General features: G+C 70.9%; 28 protein-coding genes. 16 read left to right on the plus strand and 12 right to left on the minus strand.

Translation table 11 applies throughout. The features are described from left to right. Nucleotides 1–6: 6 nt before the first annotated feature. From VEC03_RS16310 to VEC03_RS16355, 10 genes are all read left to right on the plus strand, one after another. The gene (locus VEC03_RS16310; protein ID WP_324917420.1) at nt 7–1,305 is read left to right on the plus strand and encodes a hemolysin family protein; all 1,299 of its coding nucleotides are present in this window, start codon (nt 7–9) and stop codon (nt 1,303–1,305) included. A gap of 2 nt (nt 1,306–1,307) precedes the next feature. Then, complete coding sequence (locus VEC03_RS16315) at nt 1,308–2,105, plus strand: SapC family protein (RefSeq protein WP_324917423.1); 798 nt, start codon at nt 1,308–1,310, stop codon at nt 2,103–2,105. 50 nt (nt 2,106–2,155) lie between these two features. Then, nucleotides 2,156–3,151 carry a tellurite resistance/C4-dicarboxylate transporter family protein gene (locus VEC03_RS16320; protein ID WP_414708511.1) on the plus strand — a complete coding sequence of 332 codons (996 nt, stop codon included), beginning with the start codon at nt 2,156–2,158 and terminating at the stop codon, nt 3,149–3,151. Between the two features lie 86 nt (nt 3,152–3,237). Continuing rightward, nucleotides 3,238–3,591, plus strand: coding sequence for a response regulator (locus VEC03_RS16325; protein WP_324917429.1), 354 nt, complete (start codon nt 3,238–3,240; stop codon nt 3,589–3,591). Nucleotides 3,592–3,692: 101 nt separating this feature from the next. Next, nucleotides 3,693–4,550 (plus strand): STAS domain-containing protein, encoded by an 858-nt coding sequence (locus VEC03_RS16330; RefSeq protein WP_324917432.1) that lies wholly within the window; start codon nt 3,693–3,695, stop codon nt 4,548–4,550. Between the two features lie 7 nt (nt 4,551–4,557). Beyond that, nucleotides 4,558–4,935 carry an STAS domain-containing protein gene (locus tag VEC03_RS16335; protein ID WP_324917436.1) on the plus strand — a complete coding sequence of 126 codons (378 nt, stop codon included), beginning with the start codon at nt 4,558–4,560 and terminating at the stop codon, nt 4,933–4,935. Continuing rightward, the gene (locus VEC03_RS16340; protein ID WP_324917440.1) at nt 4,922–5,332 is read left to right on the plus strand and encodes an anti-sigma regulatory factor; all 411 of its coding nucleotides are present in this window, start codon (nt 4,922–4,924) and stop codon (nt 5,330–5,332) included. Before VEC03_RS16335 ends, VEC03_RS16340 begins: the two co-directional genes overlap by 14 nt. Continuing rightward, nucleotides 5,323–6,342, plus strand: coding sequence for an ATP-binding SpoIIE family protein phosphatase (locus VEC03_RS16345; RefSeq protein WP_324917443.1), 1,020 nt, complete (start codon nt 5,323–5,325; stop codon nt 6,340–6,342). Before VEC03_RS16340 ends, VEC03_RS16345 begins: the two co-directional genes overlap by 10 nt. Next, entirely contained in the window at nt 6,339–7,205 is an 867-nt protein-coding gene (locus VEC03_RS16350; protein WP_324917446.1) for an ATP-binding protein, read from the plus strand. Before VEC03_RS16345 ends, VEC03_RS16350 begins: the two co-directional genes overlap by 4 nt. Then, nucleotides 7,198–9,171: a hybrid sensor histidine kinase/response regulator gene (locus tag VEC03_RS16355; protein WP_324917449.1), complete on the plus strand. Its 1,974-nt coding sequence runs from the start codon at nt 7,198–7,200 to the stop codon at nt 9,169–9,171. The genes VEC03_RS16350 and VEC03_RS16355 overlap by 8 nt, the downstream gene beginning before the upstream one ends. 6 nt (nt 9,172–9,177) lie before the next feature. On the opposite strand, the gene VEC03_RS16360 is transcribed toward VEC03_RS16355, so the two are convergent. Beyond that, nucleotides 9,178–11,208, minus strand: coding sequence for a hybrid sensor histidine kinase/response regulator (locus VEC03_RS16360; RefSeq protein ID WP_324917452.1), 2,031 nt, complete (start codon nt 11,206–11,208; stop codon nt 9,178–9,180). A gap of 192 nt (nt 11,209–11,400) precedes the next feature. Beyond that, nucleotides 11,401–12,168: a Crp/Fnr family transcriptional regulator gene (locus tag VEC03_RS16365; protein ID WP_324917455.1), complete on the minus strand. Its 768-nt coding sequence runs from the start codon at nt 12,166–12,168 to the stop codon at nt 11,401–11,403. A 146-nt stretch (nt 12,169–12,314) separates the two neighbouring features. Between VEC03_RS16365 and ubiU the strand changes: the two genes are divergently transcribed. From ubiU to VEC03_RS16390, 5 genes are read left to right on the plus strand one after another with little or no spacing between them, the layout of a single operon-like run. After that, nucleotides 12,315–13,349, plus strand: a complete 1,035-nt coding sequence (gene ubiU, locus VEC03_RS16370; RefSeq protein ID WP_324917458.1) for a ubiquinone anaerobic biosynthesis protein UbiU — start codon at nt 12,315–12,317, stop codon at nt 13,347–13,349. Between the two features lie 2 nt (nt 13,350–13,351). Beyond that, a complete protein-coding gene (ubiV, locus tag VEC03_RS16375) occupies nt 13,352–14,248 on the plus strand; it encodes a ubiquinone anaerobic biosynthesis protein UbiV (RefSeq protein WP_324917461.1) in 897 nt (298 codons plus the stop codon). Further along, nucleotides 14,248–14,697 (plus strand): ubiquinone anaerobic biosynthesis accessory factor UbiT, encoded by a 450-nt coding sequence (ubiT, locus tag VEC03_RS16380; protein ID WP_324917464.1) that lies wholly within the window; start codon nt 14,248–14,250, stop codon nt 14,695–14,697. The genes ubiV and ubiT overlap by 1 nt, the downstream gene beginning before the upstream one ends. Beyond that, entirely contained in the window at nt 14,694–15,269 is a 576-nt protein-coding gene (locus tag VEC03_RS16385) for a UbiX family flavin prenyltransferase (protein WP_414708507.1), read from the plus strand. Before ubiT ends, VEC03_RS16385 begins: the two co-directional genes overlap by 4 nt. Nucleotides 15,270–15,276: 7 nt before the next feature. Continuing rightward, a complete protein-coding gene (locus VEC03_RS16390; protein ID WP_414708508.1) occupies nt 15,277–16,758 on the plus strand; it encodes a UbiD family decarboxylase in 1,482 nt (493 codons plus the stop codon). 53 nt (nt 16,759–16,811) lie between these two features. On the opposite strand, the gene panC is transcribed toward VEC03_RS16390, so the two are convergent. From panC to VEC03_RS16435, 9 genes are all read right to left on the minus strand, one after another. After that, nucleotides 16,812–17,648 carry a pantoate--beta-alanine ligase gene (gene panC, locus VEC03_RS16395; RefSeq protein ID WP_324917473.1) on the minus strand — a complete coding sequence of 279 codons (837 nt, stop codon included), beginning with the start codon at nt 17,646–17,648 and terminating at the stop codon, nt 16,812–16,814. A 39-nt stretch (nt 17,649–17,687) separates the two neighbouring features. Continuing rightward, nucleotides 17,688–18,491, minus strand: a complete 804-nt coding sequence (gene panB / locus VEC03_RS16400; RefSeq protein WP_324917476.1) for a 3-methyl-2-oxobutanoate hydroxymethyltransferase — start codon at nt 18,489–18,491, stop codon at nt 17,688–17,690. Continuing rightward, complete coding sequence (panD, locus tag VEC03_RS16405) at nt 18,488–18,877, minus strand: aspartate 1-decarboxylase (protein ID WP_324917479.1); 390 nt, start codon at nt 18,875–18,877, stop codon at nt 18,488–18,490. Before panD ends, panB begins: the two co-directional genes overlap by 4 nt. 136 nt (nt 18,878–19,013) lie before the next feature. Continuing rightward, nucleotides 19,014–19,496: a hemerythrin domain-containing protein gene (locus VEC03_RS16410; protein ID WP_324917481.1), complete on the minus strand. Its 483-nt coding sequence runs from the start codon at nt 19,494–19,496 to the stop codon at nt 19,014–19,016. Between the two features lie 72 nt (nt 19,497–19,568). After that, nucleotides 19,569–20,846 carry a hypothetical protein gene (locus VEC03_RS16415; protein ID WP_324917484.1) on the minus strand — a complete coding sequence of 426 codons (1,278 nt, stop codon included), beginning with the start codon at nt 20,844–20,846 and terminating at the stop codon, nt 19,569–19,571. Beyond that, on the minus strand, nt 20,843–21,133 hold the full coding sequence (locus VEC03_RS16420; protein WP_324917486.1) for a DUF2249 domain-containing protein: 291 nt from the start codon (nt 21,131–21,133) through the stop codon (nt 20,843–20,845). The genes VEC03_RS16415 and VEC03_RS16420 overlap by 4 nt, the downstream gene beginning before the upstream one ends. Before the next feature lie 7 nt (nt 21,134–21,140). Next, entirely contained in the window at nt 21,141–22,184 is a 1,044-nt protein-coding gene (locus tag VEC03_RS16425; protein ID WP_324917489.1) for a TRAP transporter substrate-binding protein, read from the minus strand. A gap of 52 nt (nt 22,185–22,236) precedes the next feature. After that, nucleotides 22,237–23,568, minus strand: a complete 1,332-nt coding sequence (locus tag VEC03_RS16430; RefSeq protein WP_324917492.1) for a TRAP transporter large permease — start codon at nt 23,566–23,568, stop codon at nt 22,237–22,239. Beyond that, complete coding sequence (locus VEC03_RS16435; RefSeq protein WP_324917495.1) at nt 23,565–24,158, minus strand: TRAP transporter small permease; 594 nt, start codon at nt 24,156–24,158, stop codon at nt 23,565–23,567. Before VEC03_RS16435 ends, VEC03_RS16430 begins: the two co-directional genes overlap by 4 nt. Before the next feature lie 155 nt (nt 24,159–24,313). Here VEC03_RS16435 and VEC03_RS16440 point away from each other — a divergent pair, with 155 nt between their 5' ends. Further along, nucleotides 24,314–24,733 (plus strand): acyl-CoA thioesterase, encoded by a 420-nt coding sequence (locus VEC03_RS16440; RefSeq protein ID WP_414708509.1) that lies wholly within the window; start codon nt 24,314–24,316, stop codon nt 24,731–24,733. 49 nt (nt 24,734–24,782) lie between these two features. Here VEC03_RS16440 and VEC03_RS16445 read toward each other — a convergent pair whose 3' ends face one another. Beyond that, nucleotides 24,783–25,280, minus strand: a complete 498-nt coding sequence (locus VEC03_RS16445; protein WP_324917501.1) for a ferritin family protein — start codon at nt 25,278–25,280, stop codon at nt 24,783–24,785. Nucleotide 25,281 lies beyond the last annotated feature (1 nt).

The following is a 25,281-nucleotide window of genomic DNA, read 5'->3' on the forward strand; positions in this document are numbered from 1 at the left end:
CGAGCCGTGGATTTTCTGCTGATCGCGCTGTTGACGCTGTTCAACGGCGTGTTCGCGATGTCGGAGATGGCCCTGGCCACCAGCCGCAGGGCGCGCCTGCAGGCGCTGGCCGAGGACGGCGACGCGGGCGCATCCGCCGCCCTGCGGCTGCTGGAGCACCCCACCCAGTTCCTGTCCACCGTGCAGGTGGGCATCACCTCGATCAGCATGCTGATCGGCATCGTCGGCGAGGCCGCCTTCAGCGCGAAGCTGGCGCGCTGGCTGGAGGGCTACGGCGCGTCGGCCGGCGTGGCCAGCGTGGCCGCCACCGCCATCGTGGTGGCCATCATCACCTTCGTCAGCATCGTGTTCGGCGAGCTGGTGCCCAAGCGCATCGGCCAGCTCTACCCGGAGAACGTGTCGCGCCTGGTCGCGCGGCCCATGGCCTGGCTGGCCCGGATCGCCTCGCCCTTCGTGCGGCTGCTGGCGGCCACCACCCAGGCCGTGCTCAAGCTGCTGCGCATAGACACCACGCAGCGGCGCGGCATGACCGAGGAGGAGATCGCGCACAGCCTGGAGGAGGGCGTGGACGCCGGCGTGATCGAGGCCCAGGAGCACCAGATGGTGCGCAACGTGTTCCACCTGGACGACCGGCCGCTCACCTCGATGATGGTGCCGCGCTCGGACATCGAGTGGATGGAGGCCTCGGCCTCGGTGGCCGAGGGCCTGCGCCAGGCCGGCCGCGAAGGCGCGCACTCCTGGTACCCGGTGTGCCGCGGCGGGCTCGACGACGTGCTGGGCATCGTCAGCATCTCGCGCCTGCTGGCGCTGGGGCCGGACCACCAGGGCAAGATCGAGGCGCAGGCGGTGCCCGCCGCCTTCGTGCCCGAGACGCTGTCGGGCATGGAGCTGCTGGAGCAGTTCCGCCGCCAGTCGCACCGCATGGTGTTCGTGGTCGACGAGTACGGCGTGGTGCAGGGCATGGTGACGCCGCGCGACCTGCTGGAGGCCATCACCGGCGAGCTCAGCCCGGAAGCAGTGGGCGAAGCCTGGGCCACTCCGCGCGCCGACGGCAGCTGGCTGCTGGACGGCCTGATGCCGGTGGCGGAACTCAAGGCCCGGCTGGCCATCCGCGAGCTGCCCGAGGAGGACCGCGGCCGCTACAACACGGTGGCCGGCCTGCTGATGGCGGTGTCGGGCCACCTGCCCGAGGTCGGCGAGCGGATAGAGTGCGGGTCCTGGACCTTCGAGGTGGTGGACCTGGACGGCAAGCGCATCGACAAGGTGCTGGCCTTGCCGGGAACGAGCGAAACGAACGTGGAGTGAGGATGTCGGAGACCCTGTATTACGAGAAGCCGGTGCTGCTCAATCGCGAGAAGCACCGCGGCCGCAAGATCCGCCCGAGCAGCGGCTTCGGCTTCGCGCGGAACGCCAACTCGCTGTACCTGGCGGGCGTGGAATTCACCGAGGCGTGCAAGGAGTACGCCATCGTCTTCACCAAGCAGGCGGGCGGCAAGGTCGCGCCGGTGGTGGTGCTGGGGCTGCGCAACCGCGAGAACCTGTTCGTGGACGCGCAGGACCGCTGGACCGCCGCCTACATCCCGGCCTTCGTGCGCCGCTATCCCTTCGTGCTGGCCGAGCTGCCGGGCGAGCAGATGGGGGTGTGCATCGACGAGGCCTTCCCCGGCCTGAACGAGCAGGAAGGCGAGGCGCTGTTCGACGAGAAGGGCGGCAACACGCCCTTCCTGCAGAACGCGCTGGACTTCCTGCAGCGCTACCAGGTCGAGTACCTGCGCACCGAGGCCTTCTGCCGCAAGCTGGCCGATGCCGGCCTGCTGGTGGAGATGAGCGCCAAGGCCGACCTGGTGGACGGCCGCAGCTTCACCGTCGCCGGCCTGATGGTGGTGGACGAGAACAAGCTGCGCGAACTGCCCGACGACAAGGTGCTGTCGCTGTTCCGCACCGGCGAGCTCCACCTGCTCTCCATGCACCTGCTGTCGCTGTCCAACCTGAACCGGCTGGTGGACCGGATGGCGCAGCGCGGCGCAGGCGATGCATCGGCGCCGGCCACCGCGGCGCCCGCCGCCGACACCGGCAAGGCCGCACGCACCCAGAAGTCCGCTTGAGCCGCGCCGCCCCGATCGCCGAACTGTCGCCGGCCAACTTCGCCATCGTGATGGCGACCGGCATGCTCGGCGTGGCTGCGCACCAGCAGGGCCACGAGGCCATCGCCCGCGCCCTGCTCGCGACCTGCGCGCTGGCCTGGCCGCTGCTGGTGGTCCTTTCGCTGGTGCGGCTGGCGCGGCACCGGGGCCGGATGCTGGCCGACCTGTGCGACCACCAGCGCGCCCCTGGCTTCCTTACCACCGTGGCCGGCACCTGCGTGCTGGGCAGCCTGCTGGCGGTGCTGGGCCTCGATCGCGGCGCGTCCTTCGTGCTGGGGGCCATCGGCGTCGTGCTGTGGGTGGGGCTCACCTACGCGATCCTGATGGCCCTGACGGTGGGACGGAACAAGCCCCTGCTGGCCGGCGGCATCAGCGGCGCGTGGCTGCTGACGGTGGTGGCCACGCAATCGATGGCCGTGCTCGCGGCGCTGCTGGCGCCGCAGGCGGAGCAACCGCTGCGGCTGGCCCTGAACTTCGGCGCGCTGGCCGCCTGGCTGTGCGGCGGCATGCTGTACGTGTGGGTGATCTCGCTGATCTTCTACCGCCTCGTCTTCTTCGGCTTCTCGCCGCAGGACCTGACGCCCACCTACTGGATCAACATGGGCGCGATGGCGATCTCGGCGCTTGCGGGCGGGCTGCTGGTGGCCGAGGCGGCCAGTGCCCCCTTCCTGCAGGGCCTGCTGCCGTTCGTGAAGGGCGGCACGGTGCTGTACTGGGCCGTCGGCACCTGGTGGATCCCGCTGCTGCTGGCGCTGATCGGCTGGCGGCTGCTGCGCGGTCCCGACCCCTGGCGCTACGACGTCGCGTACTGGGGCGCCGTGTTCCCGCTCGGCATGTATTCCGCCGCCACGCACCAGATGGCGCAGGTGCTGGGGCTCCGGTTCCTGCTGCCGCTGGCGCGCGGCTTCTTCTGGCTGGCGGTCCTGGCGTGGCTGCTGACGGCGGTGGGCCTGGTGCGGCACCTGATGCGGGTGCGCCAGGGCGGCGGCGCCGCCGCGGCAACGTGAGCGGCTCGGGATCCCGTGGCGACACCCGGAAGGGTGAACCCGGCCGCATCGATAATCCCATGATGGATCAGAGAGGGAACCGAACGGTGCTGGTTGTCGACGACAACCCCGTCCACCGATATGCCATGGCGCGCCTGCTCAGCCACGCGGGCTTCAGGGTCGAGGAGGCCTGGAACGGCAAGGACGCGCTCGAGTCCGCGCCGCGGGTGGATGCCCTCGTCATCGACGTCTTCATGCCCGACATGGACGGGCTGCAGGTGTGCCGCACGCTGCGGGCCAACCCGGCGACCGCCGCCATGCCCATCGTCTTCTTCTCGGCGCTCTACGGTGCCGAAGTGCAGGCGGAATGCGAACGCGCGGGCGGCAATGCCTACTACCCCAGTCCCGTGCCGGCGGATGAGTTCTCCAGCAGGGTCGCCGCGCTGATGGGCATCGCCTGACGCGGCGCAGGGAACACGCGTAGGACTCACCCTACGGGGCCAAGCGCTCCTCATCCTTAGAATGGACCGGTGCCATTCCGGCGCGTCCTTTCCCCCATCCGATGACAGAACAAGCCCAGACCGTGCTGGCGCTCCTGCGACAGCACGAGGAGCCGATCGTTTCCCAATGGTTGCAGGAGGCCGCCAAGGCCACCGGCAGCCACGGCGGGGGGCAGTGGCCCGACGCGCCGGCCTATGCCGGCGAGGTCGTCGGCGCCATGCGCGATGCATTGAACGGCGGCGCCGACCCCGAGCAGTTCATCCAGGCGCCGGCCTGGGCGCCCCTGCGCGACGTGCTGACCAACCTGTCCCGCTCGCGCGCCGCCCAGGGCCAGAGCGCGGCGGAGACGAGCACCTTCGTGCTGGCCTTCAAGCGGCCCATGTTCGACGCCCTGTCGCGCAGCGTGCCGGACGCCAAGGCCCAGCTTGCCGCCATCTGGTCGCTGTCGGTGATGGTGGACCAGATGGCCCAGTGGACCGTCTCGACCTACCAGCAGAGTCGCGAGGACATCATCCGGCGCCAGCAGCAGGACCTGCTGGAACTGTCGACGCCCGTGATCAAGCTGTGGGACGGCGTGCTGGCCATCCCGATGATCGGCACGCTCGATTCGAGCCGCACCCAGGCCGTGATGGAGGCGCTCCTGCAGCGCATCGTCGAGACCGGCTCCACGCTGGCCATCATCGACATCACCGGCGTGCCCACGGTGGACACGCTGGTTGCGCAGCACCTGCTCAAGACCGTCAGCGCTATCCGGCTGATGGGTGCCGAGTGCATCATCAGCGGCATCCGCCCGCAGATCGCGCAGACCATCGTGCACCTCGGCATCGACCTGCAGGGCATCGCCTCCAAGGCCTCGCTGGCCGACGCGCTGTCGCTGGCCCTGCAGCAGCGCGGCTACACCATCGCCAGGACCACCTGAGGCGGCCATGTACCGCATCCCGATCCTGCAGATGGGCCAGATGCTGTTGGTCACCATCCAGGTCGACATGGAGGACCAGATGGCACTGGCCCTGCAGGACGACCTCGCGAACAAGATCGCCGCCACCGGCGCCAAGGGCGTGCTGATCGACATCAGCGCGCTGGAGATCGTCGATTCCTTCGTCGGCCGCATGCTCGCCAGCATCTCCGGCATCTCGCGCATCCTCGATGCGGCCACGGTGGTGGTCGGCATGCAACCGGCCGTGGCCATCACCCTGGTCGAGCTGGGCCTGTCGCTGGAAGGCGTCCGCACCGCGCTGAACGTGGAGCGCGGCGTCGAACTGCTGGCCCAGGCCCAGGGGGAGGCCTCGAGTGGCCGCCGCTGACCCCACGGCCGATGCCCTGCCGCTGGGGTCGGAAGCCGACATCGTCGCGTGCCGGCAGAAGGTGCGCCTGCTGGCGCAGCAGCTGAAGTTCACGCTGGTGGACCAGACCAAGATGGTCACGGCCGCCAGCGAACTGGCGCGCAACACGCTGGTTCACGGCGGAGGCGGCCGCATGCGCTGGGAGATCGTCCGGAAAGGCCTGCGCGACGGCTTGCGGCTGCAGTTCGAGGACCAGGGGCCGGGCATCGCCGACACCGAGCTGGCCCTGTCCGACGGCTGGAGCTCCGGCAAGGGCATGGGGCTGGGGCTGCCGGGCAGCAAGCGGCTGGTGCAGGAATTCGAGCTGAAGTCCGCCCCGGGACGGGGCACCTGTGTGACCATCACGCGGTGGAAGTGATTTCCGGCACCCAGCACGCCGACCTGCCGATCGGCAACGACCCCAGCCGGGTCGGCTCGGCCCGGCGCGAGGCCGCCCAGGCAGCCATGGCCTGCGGGTTCGGCGAGGTCGAAGCCGGGCGGCTGGCGATCGTGGTGACCGAGCTGGCCACCAACCTGTTGCGACACGCCACCGGCGGGCGGCTGCTGCTGGCGGCTCGGCCCGACCGGCGCGAAGTCGAAGTCATCGCGCTCGACGACGGCCCCGGCATGCCCGACGTCGCGCGCAGCCTCGGCGACGGCTACTCCACTTCCGGCACGCCGGGCACGGGGCTGGGCGCCGTGCGTCGACTGGCGACCGACTTCGACATCCACTCCTCGGTTCCGGGCGGCACCCTCGTGCTCGCGCGCATCCGGGCGGAGGGCGCCGCTACCCCGGCCCGGCAGGCGCTGCAGGTGGGCGCGATCTCGATTGCCAAGCCGGGGGAACCGGTGTCCGGCGACGGCTGGGCCTGCGTCATCGACGGGCACCGTGCCACGCTGCTGGTGGCCGACGGGCTGGGCCATGGCCCCGACGCCGCCGAGGCGGCGCAGCTGGCCATCCAGGCGTTCCTGCACGCCCCGTCGAGCGCGACGCCGCAGTTGCTGGCACGCGTCCATGAGCGGCTGCGGGGCAGCCGCGGCGCGGCGGTGGCGATGGTGCAGGTCGATGGCAGCGACGGCAGCGGAACCCTCACGGGGGCCGGCAACGTGGTGGGCCGCATCGTCTCCGGCGTCGAGGACCGCACCCTGCTGACGCAGCACGGCACCGCCGGCGTCCGGATCCGCACGCCCGAGGAGGTGCGCTTCGACTGGCCGCCGCACGCCCTCATCGCGGTGTGCACCGACGGCGTCGAGACGCGCTGGAAATCCGAGCTGCTGCACCCGGTGCTGGGGCACGATCCTTCGCTGGTGGCCGCCATGCTGGTGCGCCAGCACTCGCGCGGGCGCGACGATACGACGGTGGCGGTGCTGCGTAGGAGGCCCCGATGAGCGGCACGGCCGACGACGTCGCCTCGCTGGAGCAGGCGCTCCAGGCCAGCCGCGACGAGCTTGCGAGCCTGCGCGCGGAACTCGAGGAGACCAACCGGGGCGTCGTGGCCCTGTATGCCGAGCTGGATGCGCAGGCCGAGCAGCTGCGGGAGGCGACCGAGCTCAAGAGCCGGTTCCTGGCCTACATGAGCCACGAATTCCGCACGCCGATCAACGCCATCCGCAGCATCGCCCGGCTGCTCATCGATCGCGTCGACGGGCCGCTGACCGAGGAGCAGGAACGGCAGGTCGGCTTCATCCAGTCCTCGGCCACCGAATTCGCCGAGATGGTCGACGACCTGCTCGACCTCGCCAAGGTCGAGGCCGGCCGGGTCGAGATCTCGCCGGCCTGGTTCGAGATGGTGGACCTGTTCTCGGCCCTGCGCGGCATGTTCAAGCCGGTGCTGACCAACCCCGAGGTCCACCTCGTGTTCGAGGAGCCGGGCGACGTGCCGCGGCTGTTCAGCGACGACCGCAAGCTGTCGCAGATCCTGCGCAACTACATCTCCAACGCGCTGAAGTTCACGCCGCGCGGCGAGGTGCGCGTCGGTGCCAGCCGGGACGGCGAGCTCGTCACGTTCTCGGTGTCCGACACCGGGGTGGGCATCGCGCCCGAGTTCCTCGGCACCCTGTTCGAGGATTTCACCCAGGTCAAGTCGCCGCTGCAGAAGCGCCTGCACGGCACCGGCCTCGGGCTCGCGCTGTCCAGGCGCCTCGCCCACCTGCTCGGCGGCACGGTGGGCGTGCGCAGCGAGCCGGGGCGAGGCTCGACCTTCTGGGTCACGATTCCCATCCGGCTGGGTGGAGCGCAGGGCGATGCGTGAGGCGCCCGAGCTGCACAACAGCATCGACCGCGCGGCCCACACCGTGCTGGTGGTCGACGACAACCCGGCCACCCGCTATTCCACGGGCCGGGTGATCCGGGCTGCCGGCTTCGGGGTGCAGGAGGCGGGCACCGGTGCGCAGGCGCTGGAGCTGTCCGCCGGCCCCGACATCTCGGCGGTGGTGCTGGACGTGCACCTGCCGGACATGGATGGCTTCCAGGTGTGCCGGGCGATCCGCGCCCGGTCCTCGACGCGGCTGCTGCCGGTGGTGCACCTGTCCGCCCAGTACGTGAAGGACGAGGACCAGGTGGCCGGCCTGAACGCCGGGGCCGATGGCTACCTCGTCCATCCGGTCGAGCCCTCGGTGCTGGTGGCCACGCTGCAGGCGCTGATCCGGGCGCGCCGGGCGGAGGACGAGCTGCGCGGAAGCGAGCGGCGCTTCCGCGCGATCTACGACCAGGCCGAGGGCGGGATCGCACTGGTCGACGCGATGGGGCGTTTCGTGGAAGCGAACCCGGCCCTGCTGCGCATGCTGGGCCGGACGGCCGAGGCCATCATGGGCCGGACGGTGGCCGAGCTCGCCCCTGCGGACCTGCGGGAGACGACGGGGCACCTGCTGGCCGGCCTGGGCGCGGCCCCGTGGCGCGGCGAGCTGACGCTGCTGCACGCCGACGGCCATGCGCTGCACCTGCAGCTGAGCCTGTCGGAGCCGGACCGCGGCCTGCGGGTGGCGACGGTGACGGACCTGACGGAGCGGCACGAGCTGGAGCAGCGCCGGCGCGAACTGCTGGAGCGCGAACAGGCCGCGCGGGCAGCGGCCGAGCGGCACAGCCGCACCAAGGACGATTTCATCGCGGTGCTCTCGCACGAGCTGCGCACGCCCCTGAACGCGATCGTCGGCTGGGCGCACATCCTGCGGCGCCGCGGCATCACGCCCGAGGGGTTGCGGGGCATCGAGGCGATCGAACGCAACGCCCAGACCCAGGCCCGGATCATCTCGGACATCCTGGATGTCTCGCGCATCAATTCCGGCAAGCTGCAGCTGGAGCGCCAGTGGGTCGACCCGGCCGAGCTGGTCCGCAGTTCGATCGGCTCGCTGGACGCATCGATCGCCGAGCGCCACGTCCAGCTGGAAACGGATCTCGACGGCGCCCATGCGCCGGCCTGGCTGGATCCGGCGCGCTACCAGCAGATCTGCTGGAACCTGATGACCAATGCGGTCAAGTTCTCGCAGGACGGCGGGCGCGTCGAGGTGTCGCTCGCCCGCGCGGGCGAGCGTCTGCGGCTGCAGGTACGGGACTTCGGCGTCGGCATGGATCCGGAATTCATGGCGCACGCCTTCGACCGCTTCACCCAGAGCGACGCGCCGGGCAATCGCCGGCACGGCGGCCTGGGGCTGGGGCTCTCGATCGTCAAGCACCTGGCGGAGCTGCACGGCGGGGACGTGGGCGCCGCGAGCGCCGGTCCCGGCACCGGAACGCTGGTGTGGGTGGACCTGCCCGCCGGCCAGCCCGCTGAAGAAGGAGGCCTGCACGCGCAGGTGCCGGCGCCTGCCGCCGAGCCGTCGGCGGCGGTGGAGCCGCTGCGCGGCGTGGACGTGCTGGTGGTGGAGGACGACCAGGAAGCCCGCGAGATCATGGCCATGACGCTCACCGACCGCGGCGCCCGGGTGCGGGTGGCCATCGACTACGACGCCGCGCTGGCGGAGATCCGCGCCGGCTGGCCGCAGGTGATCGTCAGCGACATCGGCCTGCCGGGCCACGACGGCTACGAACTGGCCCGCGCCGTCCGCGCGCTGCAGCCGGCCGGGGCCACGCGGGTGCCCATGGTGGCACTAACGGCTTTCGCGCGGCCGGAGGACCGGCGCAAGGCGCTGGAAGCGGGCTTCGACCTGCACATGGCCAAGCCGCTGGAGCCCCACCGCCTCGTCGGCGGCATCACCGACCTGCTGCGCAGCCCGGCCTGAGTCCGGCTACCGGATGCCGGACAGCAGTCCGTGCAGCGTTCCGAGGTCGACCGGCTTGGTCAGGTGGTGGTCGAATCCAGCGGCCTTGCTGCGTTCCCGGTCCTCCTTCGCGCCCCAGCCCGTGATGGCCGCCAGCCGGGCCGATCGCAGCTGCGGCGTCTGCCGCATCGCCTTGGCGAGCTCGTAGCCGTTCATGACCGGCATGCCGAGGTCCAGCAAGGCGAGGTCCGGCACGAAGTCCTTTGCCAGTTCCAGGGCCGACCGGCCGTCGTGCGCGACCCGGACCACATGGCCGTCGATCTCCAGCACTTCCTTGAGCAGTTCGGCGGCATCGCGGTTGTCGTCGGCGATCAGGATGCGCAGCGGCCGCTGCGCGGCCGGCCTCGGATCGACATACCCGGGCGCCGCGACGGCCGCAGCCGGTTCGGGCTCGCCGGCAATGGGCAGCCACAGGGTGAAGGTCGAACCCTGTCCGGGGCCGGCGCTGTGGGCCTCCACCCGCCCGCCATGCTTGCCGGTCAGGCGCCTGACCAGCGACAGCCCGATGCCCAGGCCGCCTTGCGAGTGGTCGATGCCATGCCCGACCTGCGTGAACATGTCGAAGATGTGCGGCAGCGAATCGGCCGAGATGCCGATCCCGTCGTCGGCGACCACCACCACCGCTTCATTGCCCTCGCGGCGAACGGCCAATTCGATCCGCCCGCCATCCCCGGTGTACTTGCGCGCATTCGTCAGCAGGTTGCCGATCACCTGGGCCAGCCGGTTGGGATCGGCATCCAGCCAGATCGGCTCGTCCGGGACCTGCACGCGCAGGTCCTGGTTCCGTGCCTCGATGCCGGGCAGCGTGGTCTCCACCGCACTCACCACGATGTCCCGCAGCAGGACGCGCTCCTTCTTGAGTTCGATCTTGCCGGTGCTGATGCGCGCCACGTCCAGCAGGTCGTTGACCAGATGGACCAGGTGGCCCAGCTGCCGCTCCATCAGGTCCCGGGTCCTGGCCAGCGACGCCGAGTCGGGCGCTATGCGCATCAGGTCGAGCGCCGTGCGCATGGGCGCCAGCGGGTTGCGCAGCTCGTGCGCGAGCGTCGCCAGGAATTCGCTCTGGCGGCGGTTCGCCTGCGAGAGGTTGGCGGCGAGCAGGCGCAACTCCTCGCCGGCACGCTTGTGCTCCGTCACGTCGCTGCCCTGCGCGAAGATGCCGGTGACGGCACCGCGCGCATCGCGGATCGGCTGGTAGACGAAATCGAGGAAGCGCTCCTCCAGCGGCTCGTCGGGCCGGCGCTGCAGCTTGACCGGCACCGCGCGCCCGACGTAGGGTTCGCCGCTCTCGTAGACCTGGTCCAGCAGGCTGATGAACCCCTGGTCCACCACTTCCGGCAGGGCGACGCGCGCCGGCTTGCCCACGATCTCGCGGTGGCCCACCATCTGGGAATAGGCGTGGTTGGTGAGGTCGAACACGAAGTCCTTGCCGCGCAGGATCGCCATGAAGCCGGGCGCTTGCTCGAACAACGCGCGGAAGCGCTCGTTCTCCTCCTTGCGGTAGCTCTCGGCCAGGACCTGTTCCGTGGTCTCCACGCAGGCGCAGTACATGCCGGCGACCTCACCGCTCTCGTCGCGCACCGGTGAATACGAGAACGTGAACCAGACCGGCTCGTCGAAGCCGTGCCGGTGCATGGTCAGCGGCAGGTTCTCGCGGAAGACCGCCTCACCCTTCAGGGCCTGGTCGACCAGGGGGATGAGGTCGTCCCAGATCTCGGACCAGACCTCCTGGAAGCGCCGCCCCAGTGCCCAGGGATGCTTGGAGCCGAGGATGTCGACGTAGGCGTCGTTGTACAGGCAGCACAGCTGCGGCCCCCAGACGAGGAACATGGGGAACTTGCTGTTCAGCATCAGTTCCACCACCGAGCGCAGGGATTGCGGCCAGGTCGACGGGTCGCCCAGGCCGGAGCCGGACCAGTCGTGGGCACGCATCAGCGCGCCCACCTGGCCGCCTCCGTTCAGGAAGGCCGGCGCGACGGCATCGACGGTTGGCGTCATTCAGGTGCGTTGCAGCCGAAGCGGCAGGAGAACCTGCCGGCTGCACTGGAAAGCGACAGTGGGCCTCACCAGTGAAGCCCACTTTGTGGATTCTTGGGGATCCCGACGGCCGTCGGTGTAGTCCGACGGCGCGGACCCGCGCCAGCCGGACGGCTCAGTCGCGCTGCGGCCGAGCCGGGCCGACGGTGGCCGTCACTCCTCGTCCTGCGGCCACAGGCCCGCGCTGGCCAGCAGCTTGGGATCGACGATGCGGATGGAGCGCTGCCGCACCTCCAGCGCGCCGCGGCTTTCCAGCTTGGCGAAACAGCGGCTGACGGTTTCCAGCGCCAGGCCCAGCAGGCTGCCGATCTCCTGGCGGCTCATGGGCAGCACGATCTCCTCGTGCGGCAGCCCCGCATTGCGCAGGCGCCGGGCCCAGTCCTCCAGGAACATGGCCAGCCGCTGCTGCGCCTGCACGCCCTGGCCGAGCAGCAGGGCGCGGCGTTCGTGGTTGGTCAGCACCAGCGCGAACGAGCGCCAGAAGCCTTCCTGCACCTGCGGCGACAGGCGGCACATCTCGCCGGCGTCGAAGTAGGAGGCGACGCAGACTTCCGAATCCTCCAGCGCGATGGCGTCGCAGCCGTGGCGGCCGTGCAGCATGCCGTCCAGCCCCAGCAGGTCGCCCGGCAGGTGGAAGCCGATCACCTGCTCGGTGCCCAGCCGGTCGGCGATCACGGTCTTGAAGTAGCCGGTGCGCACCGCCTGGACATGGACGAAGGGGTCGCCCTGGCGGAAGAGGCTGTCGCCCTTGCGCACCTGCTGATGGCGGATGCCGATCGGTTCGGGCACGCCGTGGCCATGCGGGAAGCACAGCGGCAGCAGTCCGCAGGCGGCGCAGGGGCGACCCGCCGTCAGCGGCGGCACGGGCTCGCCGGCGGGTGCCGCGTCCCCGGCGTTCGGTTGCGTGGGCATATCGAACATGGCGTTCTCCGGTGCCGTGTGCAGGAACGGCACGTTGCCCATTCCAGCAGGCGCCCGGTCGCTCCGCCTTGAAGAAGATCAAGGTTTTTTCGCAAGGGCGGGTCTATCGTGCAGCCCGTTTCCCGCTCGCGTTCCCTTCCCGCCACGTGCCTACCCCATCCGTCACAGCCGAGCCCAAGCGGCTCGAACTGGTCTGCCCCGCCGGCAGCCTGCCCGCCTTGCGCGCCGCCGTCGACGAGGGCGCCGACTGCGTCTACCTCGGGCTGCGCGATGCCACCAACGCCCGCAACTTCGCCGGCCTGAACTTCGACGAGAAGGCCATCGCCGACGGCATCCGCCACGCCCACGGGCGCGGCTGCAAGGTGCTGATGGCGGTGAACACCTATCCCGCTCCGGGCGATCCCGGCCGCTGGCGCGCGGCCATCGACACCGCCGCGGCGCTGGGCATCGACGCGGTGATCCTGGCCGATCCCGGGCTGATGCAGTACGCCGCGCGCCGGCACCCGGGGCTGCGGCTGCACCTGTCGGTGCAGGGCTCGGCCACCAACCACGAGGCGATCAACCTGTACCACGAGCAGTTCGGCATCCAGCGCGCCGTGCTGCCGCGGGTGCTGTCGCTCGAGCAGGTGCGGCAGGTGATCGACCACACGCCGGTGGAGATCGAGGTGTTCGGATTCGGCAGCCTGTGCGTGATGGTCGAGGGGCGCTGCGCGCTCTCGTCCTATGCGACCGGCGAGTCGCCCAACATGCACGGGGTGTGCTCGCCGGCCAAGTCGGTGCGCTGGGAGGAGAAGCCCACCGGCCTGGAGGCGCGCCTGGGCGGCGTGCTGATCGACCGCTACGGCAGCGGCGAGAAGGCCGGCTACCCCACGCTGTGCAAGGGCCGGTTCGACGTCGCCGACGAGAAGGCCTACTACGCGGTCGAGGAGCCCACCAGCCTGAACGCGCTGGAGCTGCTGCCGCAGCTGCTCAAGATCGGCGTGCGCGCCGTCAAGATCGAGGGCCGCCAGCGCAGCGCGGCCTACGTCGCGCAGGTCACGCGGGTCTGGCGCGAGGCGATCGATCACGCGCTCGCGCTGTCGCATCGCTACACGGTCAACACGCGCTGGATGGTGGAGCTGGACCAGCTCGCCGAAGGCCAGCAGCACACGCTGGGCGCCTACCACCGCCCCTGGAAATGAGCATGCAGTTGTCACTCGGGCCCATCCAGTACTACTGGCCGCGGCCGGAAGTCCTGTCCTTCTATGCCGACGCCGCCGACTGGCCGGTGGACATCGTCTACCTCGGCGAGGCGGTGTGCTCGCGCCGCCACGAGCTGCGCCCCGCCGACTGGCTGGAACTCGCGCAGATGCTGCAGGACGCCGGCAAGGAGGTGGTGCTGTCCACCCAGGTGCTGCTGGAGTCCGGCAGCGACGTGTCCGCCATGCAGCGCATCGCCGCCAATGGCCGCTTCCGGGTCGAGGCCAACGACATGGGGGCGGTGCGCAGCGTGGGCTCGCGCGGCCCCTTCGTCGCCGGCCTGCACCTGAACCTGTTCAACGCCGACTCGCTGCAGTGGATGGCCGGGCTGGGCGCGGCGCGCTGGGTGGTGCCGCTGGAGATCGGGCGCGAAGGCCTGCCGGCGCTGCAGGCGGCGCGCCCGACGGGGCTGCAGACCGAGGTGTTCGCTTTCGGCCGCCTGCCGCTGGCCTATTCGGCGCGCTGCTTCACCGCGCGCCACCACAACCTGCCCAAGGACGACTGCGGCTTCCTGTGCATCAACGACCCCGACGGCCTGCTGCTGTCCACCCGCGAGGGCGAGCCCTTCCTGGTGCTCAACGGCATCCAGACGCAGTCGGCGCGCGTGCACAGCCTCATCGCCGAGGTGCCCGAGCTGCAGGCCCTGGGCGTCGACGTGCTGCGGCTGTCGCCGCAGTCCAGGCACATGGCCGAGGTGGTGAGCCTGTTCGATGCGGTGCGCCGCGGCGAGCTCGCGCCGTCGGCGGGCCAGCAGGGGCTGCGCGAGCTGCTGCCGGGCGAACCCTGCAACGGCTACTGGCACGGCAAGGCGGGCCTGGCCCAGGTCCAGGGAGCCGCGTGATGGCCGCCACCGAACTTCGCCTGCCGGAGTGCCCGGCGCCGGTCGCGGCGGTGCTGCACCGGCTGCCTTCGTTCCCGGCCAGCCTGGCCCTGGTGACCGCGCTGAATGTCGGCCTCGCACCGCAACTGCCGCTGGACGTGTCCGAGCATCTGCGCGGCAAGCGCTTTCGCCTGGGCGTGCGCGACGCCCGGGTGCAGCTGGACTTCACCTGGGACGGCCGGCGCTTCAAGCCGCTGCCGCGCCAGTCGCAGGTGGATCTCGCCATCACCGCCAGCGCCCCCGACTTCCTGCGCCTGGCGCAGCGCGCGGTCGATGCCGACATGCTGTTCTTCGACCGGCGCCTGTCCATGGAAGGCGACACCGAGCTCGGGCTGGTGGTGAAGAACACGCTGGACGCACTGGAGCTGCCGCTGCTGCATGCCGCGTGGCTGCGGCGGGGCCGCGCTTGACGCCACTCATCGTCGGGATCACCGGCGCCAGCGGCGCGGTCTATGGCCGCCGGCTGCTGGAGGTGCTGCGCGGCTGCGAGGGCGTGAGTACCCATCTCGTGATGTCCGAAGCGGCTGCGCGCAGCATCCGGCACGAGCTGGGCATCGAGCCCCAGGCGCTGGCGGAGCTGGCCCACGTGAACCATGATCCCCGCGACATCGGCGCCGCCATCGCCAGCGGCAGCTTCCCGGCCCGCGGCATGGTGGTGGCGCCCTGCTCGATGCGAACGCTGGCCGCAATCGCGCACGGCCTGGGCGACAACCTGCTGACCCGCGCGGCCGACGTCACGCTCAAGGAGCGCCGCCGGCTGGTGTTGCTGGCGCGCGAGACGCCGCTGCACCTGGGCCACCTGCGCAACATGGTGGCAGTGACCGAGATGGGGGCCGTGGTCTGTCCGCCGGTGCCGGCGTTCTACCTGCGTCCGCGCAGCGTGGACGACATCGTCGACCACACGGTGGCACGCGTGCTCGATGTGCTGGGCGTGCCGCATGCACTGTCGGCGCGCTGGGCCGGCCTGCCGATCGCTGCCTAGGCCCCTCATGTACCGCGACCTGCGCGAGTTCATCGGGCAGCTGGAAGCCGGCGGCGAACTGCGCCGCATCGCCGAACCGGTGTCGCCGGTGCTGGAGATGACGGCGGTGTGCGACCGGGTGCTGCGTGCCGGCGGCCCGGCGCTGCTGTTCGAGCGGCCGGCAGGCCACTCGATGCCGGTGCTGGCCAACCTGTTCGGCACGCCGCAGCGGGTGGCGCGCGCGATGGGCGTGTCCGAGCTGCGCGAGCTGCGCCCGATCGGCGAGCTGCTGGCGCGCCTGCGCGAGCCCGCGCCGCCGCAGGGCCTGAAGGAGATGATGGGCGTGGGCGGCCTGCTGCGGCGGCTCTGGCACATGAATCCGCGGCACGTGTCGGGCGCGCCCTGCCAGGAGCGGGTGCTGGAGGGCGCCGAGGTCGACCTGGGCGCGCTGCCGGTGCAGCACTGCTGGCCGGGCGACGTGGCGCCGCTCATCACCTGGGGCCTGGTGGTCACCCGCGGGCCGCACAAGCCGCGCCAGAACCTGGGCATCTACCGCCAGCAGGTGCTGGGCCCCAACCGCCTGGTCATGCGCTGGCTGCCGCACCGCGGCGGCGCACTCGACTTCCGCGACCATGGCCTCGAGCACCCGGGCGAGCCGTACCCGGTGGCCGTGGCGCTGGGTGCCGATCCGGCCACGCTGCTGGGCGCGGTGACGCCGGTGCCGGATGCGCTGTCGGAGTACCAGTTCGCCGGCCTGCTGCGCGGCAGCCGCACCGAGGTGACGTCCGCGATCGGCGTGCCGCTGGTGGTGCCGGCCACGGCCGAGATCGTGCTGGAGGGCCACATCCGGCCCGATGCGGCGCACGCCAGTGGCTACGAGCATGCGCTGGAGGGGCCGTACGGCGACCACACCGGCTACTACAACGAGCAGGCCGAATTCCCGGTGCTGACCGTGGACCGCATCACGATGCGGCGCGAGCCGATCTACCACTCCACCTACACCGGCAAGCCCCCCGACGAGCCCTCGGTACTGGGGCTGGCGATGAACGAGCTGTTCGTGCCGCTGCTGCAGCGCGCCTTCCCCGAGATCACCGACTTCCACCTGCCGCCCGAGGCCTGCAGCTACCGCGTGGCAGTAGTGCAGATCCGCAAGGCCTACCCCGGCCATGCGCGGCGCGTGATGATGGGCGTGTGGAGCCACCTGCGGCAGTTCCTGTACACCAAGTTCGTGATCGTGGTCGACCAGGACGTGGACGTGCGCGACTGGCGCGAGGTGGTCTGGGCCATGTCCACCCGCATGGACCCGGCGCGCGACACCATGCTGGTCGAGGGCACGCCGATCGACTACCTCGACTTCGCCTCGCCCGAGCCCGGGCTGGGCAGCAAGATGGGGCTGGACGCGACCAACAAGTGGCCGGGGGAGACGAAGCGGGAGTGGGGACGGCCGATCGAGATGAGCGCGGAAGTGCGCGAACGGGCCGATCGCTTGTGCGAGGCACTCGGACTATGACCCTGCTTCTGGTTCGCAGCCCGGATGGCGTGATGCCGCTTGGCCCGGTTTGCTCACGCGCAGGCCGATAGTTCCATGTTGTCGATCAGCCGCGTCGTCCCGAGCTTGGCCGCGGCGAGTGCGACCAGCTGGTCCCCCGGCTGCGGCGCCTGCAGGTCCTGGCGCCGCCGGATCGCGACGTAGTCGGGCCGCCAGCCGCGCTCGGCCAGCGCCCGCATCGCCTCGGCCTCGATATCGGCCCAGTCACGGCGGCCGCCGGCGACCGCGGCATCGACCGCGCGCAGCGCACGCGACAGCTGTACCGCTTCGGCACGCTCGGCCTGGTCCAGGTAGCCGTTGCGCGACGACAGCGCGAGCCCGTCATCGGCGCGCACCGTCTCGCCGCCGATCACCTCGATCGGCAGCGCGAACTGCCGGACCATGCCGCGCACGACCGCCAGTTGCTGGTAGTCCTTCTTGCCGAACACCGCAACGCGCGGCTGGACGAGGTTGAACAGCTTCAGCACGACGGTGCACACGCCGTTGAAGAAGCCGGGCCGGAACTGCCCCTCGAGGATGCCGGCCAGCCCGGGCGGCGGCTGCACCGTGTAGTCCTGCGCCTCGGGGTACAGCTCGGCCTCGGATGGCGCGAACACGAACGTGCAGCCGGCCTCGCGCAGCATCCCGCAGTCGCGCGCGAGCGTGCGAGGGTAGGTGTCGAAGTCCTCGTGCGGCGCGAACTGCAACCGGTTGACGAAGATGCTCGCCACCACCGGCCCGCCGAGCGCACCCGCCCGGCGCACCAGCGACAGGTGGCCCTCGTGCAGGTTGCCCATCGTCGGCACGAAGGCGGAGCGGGGGGCGCCGGCCAGCTCAGCGCGCAGCTCGGCAACGGTGTGGATGACCTGCATCGCGGCTCCTTTCGCAGCGTTTGTCCTGTGCCAGGGGGATCAGTGGGTGTGCTCGGGCGACGGGAACGAGCCGTCCTTCACCGCAGCGACGTATCGGCGCACCGCGTCAACGATGCCGCCCCCGTCGGCTGCGAAGTCGCGCACGAAGCGCGGCCGCGGTGGCGGCGTGATGCCGAGCATGTCGTGCAGCACCAGCACCTGGCCCCCGCAGCCGGGGCCGGCGCCGATGCCGATCACCGGGATCGGCAGCGCCGCGGCGACGCTGGCGGCGAGTGCCGCCGGCACCAGCTCGAGCACCAGCATGGCGGCACCGGCTTGGGCGAGTTCGCGCGCGTCCGCGAGCAGCGTGGCGGCCGCCGCATCGTCGCGACCCTGCACGCGCCAGCCGCCGAGCGCGTGCACCGACTGCGGCGTCAGGCCGAGGTGGGCGCACACCGGAATGCCGCGCTCGACCAGGCACCGAACCAGCGGCACGGTCCAGCCGCCGCCTTCGAGCTTGACCATCTGCGCGCCCGCCTGCATCAGCCGGGCGGCGCTGGCGACCGCCTGCTCGTGGGACGCGTGGTAGCTGCCGAAGGGCAGGTCGGCGACCAGCCACGCGGTCTCGCGGCCGCGCGCGACACAGGCCGTGTGGTAGGCGGTCTCGTCGAGTGTCACCGGCAGCGTGCTGTCGCGGCCCTGCAGCACCATGCCGAGCGAGTCGCCGACGAGCAGCACGTCGACGCCGCAGCCGTCGAGCAGCCGCGCGAAGGCGGCGTCGTAGCAGGTCAGCATCGCGATCTTCTCGCCGGCCGCATGCATCGCCCGCAGGCGGTGCAGCGTCAGCGGCCGGCGCCCGGTCATCGGGCCTGCGCCGCCTGCAGCGGCACGGCCGAGCGCAGTTCGGCGGCACGGTTGCGCGCATCGACGAAGACGAGCTTCGGCCGGTGCGGCGGCTCCTGTGCGTCGTCGACCATCGCGAAGGAAGCGATGATGACCCGATCGCCGACGGTCGCCCGGCGAGCTGCCGAGCCGTTCAGCGAAACGATGCCGCTGCCGCGTTCGGCGCGGATCGCGTAGGTGACCAGCCGTTCGCCGTTGTCGACGTTCCAGACATGCACTTGTTCGTTCTCGCGGATGTCGGCCGCGTCGAGCAGGTCCTCGTCGATCGCGCACGAGCCTTCGTAGTGCAGCTCGCAATGCGTGACGCTCGCGCGGTGGATCTTCGACTTGAGCAGGGTGCGCAGCATGGACTCGTCAGGAGGTTCGTTGCAAGGCGGGACGGCAGGGCGAGCGGAGCCGCCGCACGCCGGGCGAATCCCGCTGAGGCGCACCTCCGTGAAGGGAGTGCGCAGCGGGACGGCAGGCTGCCGAAATCCAGGCGGACTAGGCCTCCGCCGCGTACTCCAGCGCCAGTTCGCCGTCGGTGTTGGGATCCAGCAAGTCTTCCAGCAGCGGCAGCAGCGCCATCGTTTCCTTCTGGATGTGGCTGACTTGGCGCTCGACCAGCTCCAGCGTGAGCATGCGCAGGCGATCCCAGGATTCCTCGTCGACGTGGCCGGCGGCGACGGCGCGCACCAGGGGGATCAGTTCGCCGGCGACTTCGCGAATGGACTGGTGCTCTTCGGTCATCAGCTCCGCCATCGAGCCGTCGCCCGCTTCCGCCATGCGCGGGAACAGGAATTCCTCCTCGAACTGGAAGTGCCGCCCGATGTCGAATTCCATCGCGTGCGCGAAGCGCTGCAGCAGCGTGGTGAGCTCGGTGCTGGCGCCCGGCGCACGGCTGATCGCCTGCTCGACCTTGGCCAGCAGGTCGAGGTTGCTGCGGTGCTCGTCATCGAGCATGCGGCCGACTTGGGTGGTGATCATGATGATGTCTCCTTCGAGGACTTCCGGGCGATCGACGATAGGCACAAGGCGGCTTCGCTGCCTTGAACTGGCTCAAGTTCTTGCGGCGCGCAGGCGGCGCAGTAGGTGGACGTGGAAAAAGGCGAAGGCGCAGGCGCCGGCCAACCCGACCGCTGCGGCCAGGCGCGCGAGCAGCGGGCTCTGCAGCAGCACCGCCAGCGCCAGCGTGGCCAGCGCGGCCGCGTGGCAGGCGAAGTGCGCCCGCAGCGAGGGTTCGTGCGTGAGCGAGGAAGCCGTCGGCCCACGCCGGCGCCCGCCCGCCGCATGCAGCGCGGACAGGAAGGGCAGGATGCGCTGCATGAAGCCCAGCACCATGCTCAGCAGCCAGGCGAGCAGCGCGAGCGCGAACCCGGCGCGCAGCCGCGGCTCGTCGAAGCCGGCCCACAGCAACCCGCCTAGCAGCAGAGTCGCGAGCAGCGCGCCCCAGCCCACGTGCAGCAGCACGAAGGAGCGGCCCAGCGACTTGCGCATGCCCTGTGTGATCGCGCGACGCATCAGCACCAGGTGCAGCAGCACGCCGGCGCTGCCGCAGGCCCAGGCCGCCGCGCGCAGCAGGCCGGCGGCCGACACGAACACGGCGGCCGCCCCGAGCAGCAGCCCGGCGGCGACCAGCCCGCCGGAGGCGAGCTGCGCCGATTCACGCGGCAGCGGCTGCGCCAGCGTGAACATGGGCACCAGGATGTACGACAGCCCCAGCACCAGCAGTCCCATGAAACCGAAGGGCGCGAACAGCAGGTGCAGCGGCAGCAGGTCGGCGCGCGAGGGCGCCGGCCAGCCTTGCCAGCCGGCCACCAGCAGCAGCGCCGAGGCGAGCAGCACGGCCAACGAGGCCATCGCGCCCCAGGCGTGCGCCAGCACGCCCGGCATCCCGCGTGCGCCCAGCAGGTGGCGCGCCACCAGCAGGGCCCAGGCGCCCAGGGCGCTGCCGACGATGACTCCACCGGCCAGCAGCCAGGGCGGACGCGCCAGTCCCATGCCGAGCACCAGCAATGCCAGGCCGCCGTTGTAGATCCACCAGATCGCGGCCAGCGCGCGTTCGCCGACCGGGGCCTGGCGCGTCGCCACCGGCAGCAGCTGCGCGGCGGCGCCCAGCGCCGTCATCCCGAACACGCCCAGCGTGAACAGGTGCAGCGCAGCCAGCGGCCAGCCCAGTCCGCCGGAGAAGACTATCCAGTCGCCGGGCGCTGCGAGCAGCGCGAGCCAGGCCAGCACATGGCAGGCTGCGGCGGCGCCGAAGAAGCGCAGCGGCACCGACGCCGGCAGCAGGCGGCCGCTGGCACCGCCCAGGAAGGCGCCGCCGATGGCGGTCACGACAGCACCTCCAGCAGCAGCCGCACTTCGCCGGGATCGCCCTCGATGCGCGTGGCGCCCCAGCCCAGTTCGGCCAGCTCCGGGTAGAGCAGCATGGGATCGCGGTCGTGGTGGACCACGACCGCCGACGTGCCCTCGGGCAGCGCGCGCACCAGCCGCAGGATCGCGACCAGCGGCTGCGGGGCCGGCAGCCCGCGCACGTCGATGTGGGCCCGCCCGCCGTCCTGCCACTGCAGCGGCGCGGTACGGCCGCCGGGCGCGGGGGCATTGGGGGGCGGGTAGCTCATGGCCGCCTCAGTGGTCGTACTGCTTGGCCAGGCCGCGCGCCTGCTCCAGCAGGGCGGCGCCGTTGGCGCCCTTGGCCGACACTTCCTTGATCCACTGGTCGTCGATCTCGGCCGTGGCCTTGGCCCAGCGCGCCAGTTCCGCCTCGGGCAGGGCGACCACCTGGTTGCCGCGCTCGGTCGCCAGCTTGTGGAAGGGGGCCACCACGCTGTCGAAGCCCTTCTCGCCGGCCCAGGCCGAGACCTCGGCGCCGCTGTTGGTATCGATCACCTTCTTCAGGTCGGCCGGCAGGCTGTCGTACCTGGCCTGGTTCATCACGAAGGCGAAGATCGAGTTGGCGAACTTGGGCTGTCCGGCCGGCACGTCCACGTGGCTCTTGGCGATCTCCTGCAGCTTGGCCGCCGGCACGCCTTCCCACGGGACCATGGCGCCGTCGATCACACCCTTGGCCATGGCTTCGGGCACCGCCGGCAGCGGCATCTGCACCGGCGTCGCGCCCAGTGCCGCCAGCATGCGCGAATTGAGGCGGGTGGCGGCGCGGATCTTCAGCCCCTTGAGCTCGTCCAGCGTCCTGATGCCGTTGGCGCTGGTCAGGTGGAACGATGACCCGTCATTGGTGTGCAGCCACAGCGGCTTGACCCCGGCGTACTCGTCCAGCGCGTTCTTCTGCACGAACTCCCAGTAGGCCTTGCTGGAGCCCTTGGCGCTGCGCGTGAAGAAGGGCAGCTCGAACACTTCGCTCTTGACGAAGCGCCCGGCCGAATAGGTGGGGATGGTCCACACGATGTCGGCCACGCCGTCTCGCGCCTGGTCGAACAGCTGCGCGGGCGTGCCGCCCAGCTGCATGGCCGGGTAGATCTGGCACTTGAGCCGGTCGTTCGATTCCTTGTTGATCTTGTCGCACCAGGGCGTGATCAGGTTCTTGTGCACGTTGGACGTGCCGGGCAGGAAGTGGTGCACCTTCAGCACCACCTGCTGCGCCAGGGCTGGCGTCGAGGCGGCCACCGCGAGAGCCGCGGCGGCGACGAGCCGGGTGAGGGAACGGTTCTGCATGTCAATGTCTCCTTCGTTGTGGATGCCGGTTGGCGGGGAACCCGGAAACTGCTCAGGTCTGGAAGGTGCGCACCAGCACCAGCGACAGCACGGGGAAGAACAGCAGCAAGGCGATGCGCACGAAATCGGACAGCAGGAAGGGCATGACACCGCGGAAGGTGTCGGCCAGCGGGACCTTGTTGGCCAGCCGGTTGATGATGTAGACGTTCATCCCGACCGGCGGATGCACCAGCCCGATCTCGACCACCATCAGCGCCAGGATGCCGAACCAGATCGACTTGTCGGTGGGGCCCAGGCCCCAGAAGTCCAGGCCCATCACCACCGGGTAGAACACCGGGATGGTGAGCAGGATCATCGCCAGCGAGTCCATTACGCAGCCGAGCAGCACGTAGACCAGCAGGATGGCCACCATCACCAGCAGTGGCGGGAAGCCGCTGTCCTTGACCCAGGCGGCGAGCTCGGTCGGCATCTGCGAGAGCGCCAGCGCCGAGTTGAGCTGGTCGGCGCCCAGCAGCACCAGGAAGATCATCGCGGTGGTCTGCGCCGTGCCCAGGCCCACTTCCCACAGGCCCTTCCAGCGCATGCCGCCGCTGGTCACGGCCAGGATGCCGCAGGCGGCCGCGCCGATGGCCGCCGCTTCGGTGGGATTGGCCCAGCCGCCGTAGATGCCGACGATCACCACCACGAACACCAGCAGCACCGGCAGCACGACGAGCAGCGAGCGCAGCCGCTCGGGCCAGGGCACGCGGACGCCGGCCGGTCCGCTCCCGGGCCGCCAGCGCACGATGACCTGGATCACCAGCATGTAGCCCAGCATCGCGATGACGCCGGGGATGATCGCGGCCATGAACAGCTTGCCGATCGACTCCTGCGTGAGGATGGCGTAGATCACCAGCGGCACCGAGGGCGGGATCATGATGCCCAGCGTGCCGCCGGCCGCGAGCGCGCCGGTGGACAGCGCGCCGGAGTACTTGGCGCGCTCCAGTTCAGGCAGCGCCACCTGGCCCATGGTGGCGGCGGTGGCCAGCGAGGAGCCGCAGATGGCGCCGAACGCCGCGCAGGCACCGACCGAGGCCATCGCGATGCCGCCGCGCATGTGGCCCATGAAGGCGCTGACGAAGCGGAACAGCGAGCGCGACAGCCCGCCGTGGGTGGCGAACTGCCCCATGAGCAGGAACAGCGGGATGACGATCAGGTCGTAGTTGGACAGGCGCGCATAGGCCAGGTTCTTCAGCGAATTCATCAGCGGCGCCCACTCGACGCCGGTGAACCAGACGTAGCCGGTCGCGCCGACCATGAACATGCCGATGCCGATCGGCACCCGTGCGACCAGCAGCGCCATCAGCGCGCCGAACAGCACCAGCCCGGACTGGATGCCCGTCATCGCACGGCCCTCCGCAGCGCGCAGCGCAGGTGCCAGGCGGCCATGTACAGCCCGGCCAGCGCCAGCAGCACGAAGCCGGGCACCATCAGCGCCATCCCCAGCCACAGCGGCAGCGACAGGATCATCGAGGTCTCGCCGGCCTGCTCCAGCATCAGCGCGCCGGCGCCGGTGCGCCACGCTATGAGGGCGCCGAACAGGCCGACCAGCAGCGAGCCGACCGCGTCCAGCGCGTGCACGGCGCGCGCCGGCAGCCGGTCGGTGAAGAAGTCCACCTTCACGTCGCCCCGGTTCAGGTGGCAGTACGCGAAGAAGGTGGCGGAGGCGAACGCCGCGCAGATCTGCAGCAGTTCCACGTCGCCCGGCACCGGCGCCGACCACAGCTTGCGCCCGGTGATCGAGACGATGGACATGACGACCAGCGCCGTGAACACCATCGCGCCGACGACCGCCGCGACCTGGCACAGCCGCATCAGGCCCCGGCCAACGGGGCCGAAGGGCACTTGCGCGGTGTCGTGCGGCCCGTGGTGCGCGGTCGCACCCTCGACGGTGACGGCGGGCGGCAGGGTGGAGACGGCAACGCTGTCCATCATCGAGGACCTCCGGTCGCCGGCTGGCGGACGTCGCCCTGGCGGGTGCGCTTCATGGGTTCTCTCCTGGCTCGTGTTGAACGTGCGATGCGTTTCCGTGCGGGCAGCGCGGAAGCGGCCGCGCCATAGAATCGGCGGCTGACACCTCGGAATCGGACATGGGCAAGACAACGACAATGAACGTCGACATCCGGTTCGGCGACTGCGACCCGGCGGGAATCGTGTTCTTCCCGCGCTACCACCGCTGGATGGACGCGGCCTCGCTGAACTTCTTCATGGCCCAGGGCGTGCCGCCGTGGCACGAGCTGGAGCACACGAGGGGGATCGTCGGCACGCCGCTGCTGGAGCACCATGCCCGCTTCGTCAAGAGCGCGACCTACGGCGAGCGCCTGACGATCACCACCTCCATCGTCGAGTGGCGACCCAAGGTGTTCCTGCAGAAGCACGTCGTCATGCGCGGCGACGACCTGATCTGCGAGAGCACCGAAACGCGCATCTTCGTGGTGCGCGACGAAAAGGACCGCCGGCGCATCCGCGCCATCCCGGTTCCCGAGGACATCCGCGCGCTGTGCGAATAGCGCGTCGGCGGGGCGGGTCGGCATGGCGGTGCTTCGCATCGCGGTCGCCTCACACCCGCACGGAGTGGTCCGGATCGGACGACCAGGGCGCCGACGGCCTCGGCGTGCGGGCCAGCCAGTCCTGCAGCGCCTCCATGTGCTCGGTCTCCTCGGCGGCGAATTCCGCCGCCAGCCGCCGGATCTCCGGCACGGCCGAGGCCATGCCGACCTGGCTGTAGTACGTCATCGCCCGCGTCTCGTTCTCGAGCGCGTAGCGCAGCGCGTTCCAGGGATCGAGCGTGTAGTCGAACGCCTCCTCGCCGCCGACCTCGCCCGGCAGGGTCCAGCGGAACTCCCAGGATCGCGGCTGCGGCAGCGAGACGCCGCGCGCGCGCTCGACGATCGAATCGTGGTGCAGCCGGCAGTAGCGCACCATGTCGCGGAACAGCGCCGCGACCGCATCGTTGCGATGCGCTTCCATCATGTCCGCCAGCTCGAGGTAGCGTTCCGCGGCCTCGTGCTCGAGCGCGATGGCGCGGGCCAGGAAGGCGGGCAATGAGTCGTCCATG

Source organism: Ramlibacter sp., assembly GCF_035627355.1.
Taxonomy (GTDB): Bacteria; Pseudomonadota; Gammaproteobacteria; order Burkholderiales; family Burkholderiaceae_C; genus Ramlibacter.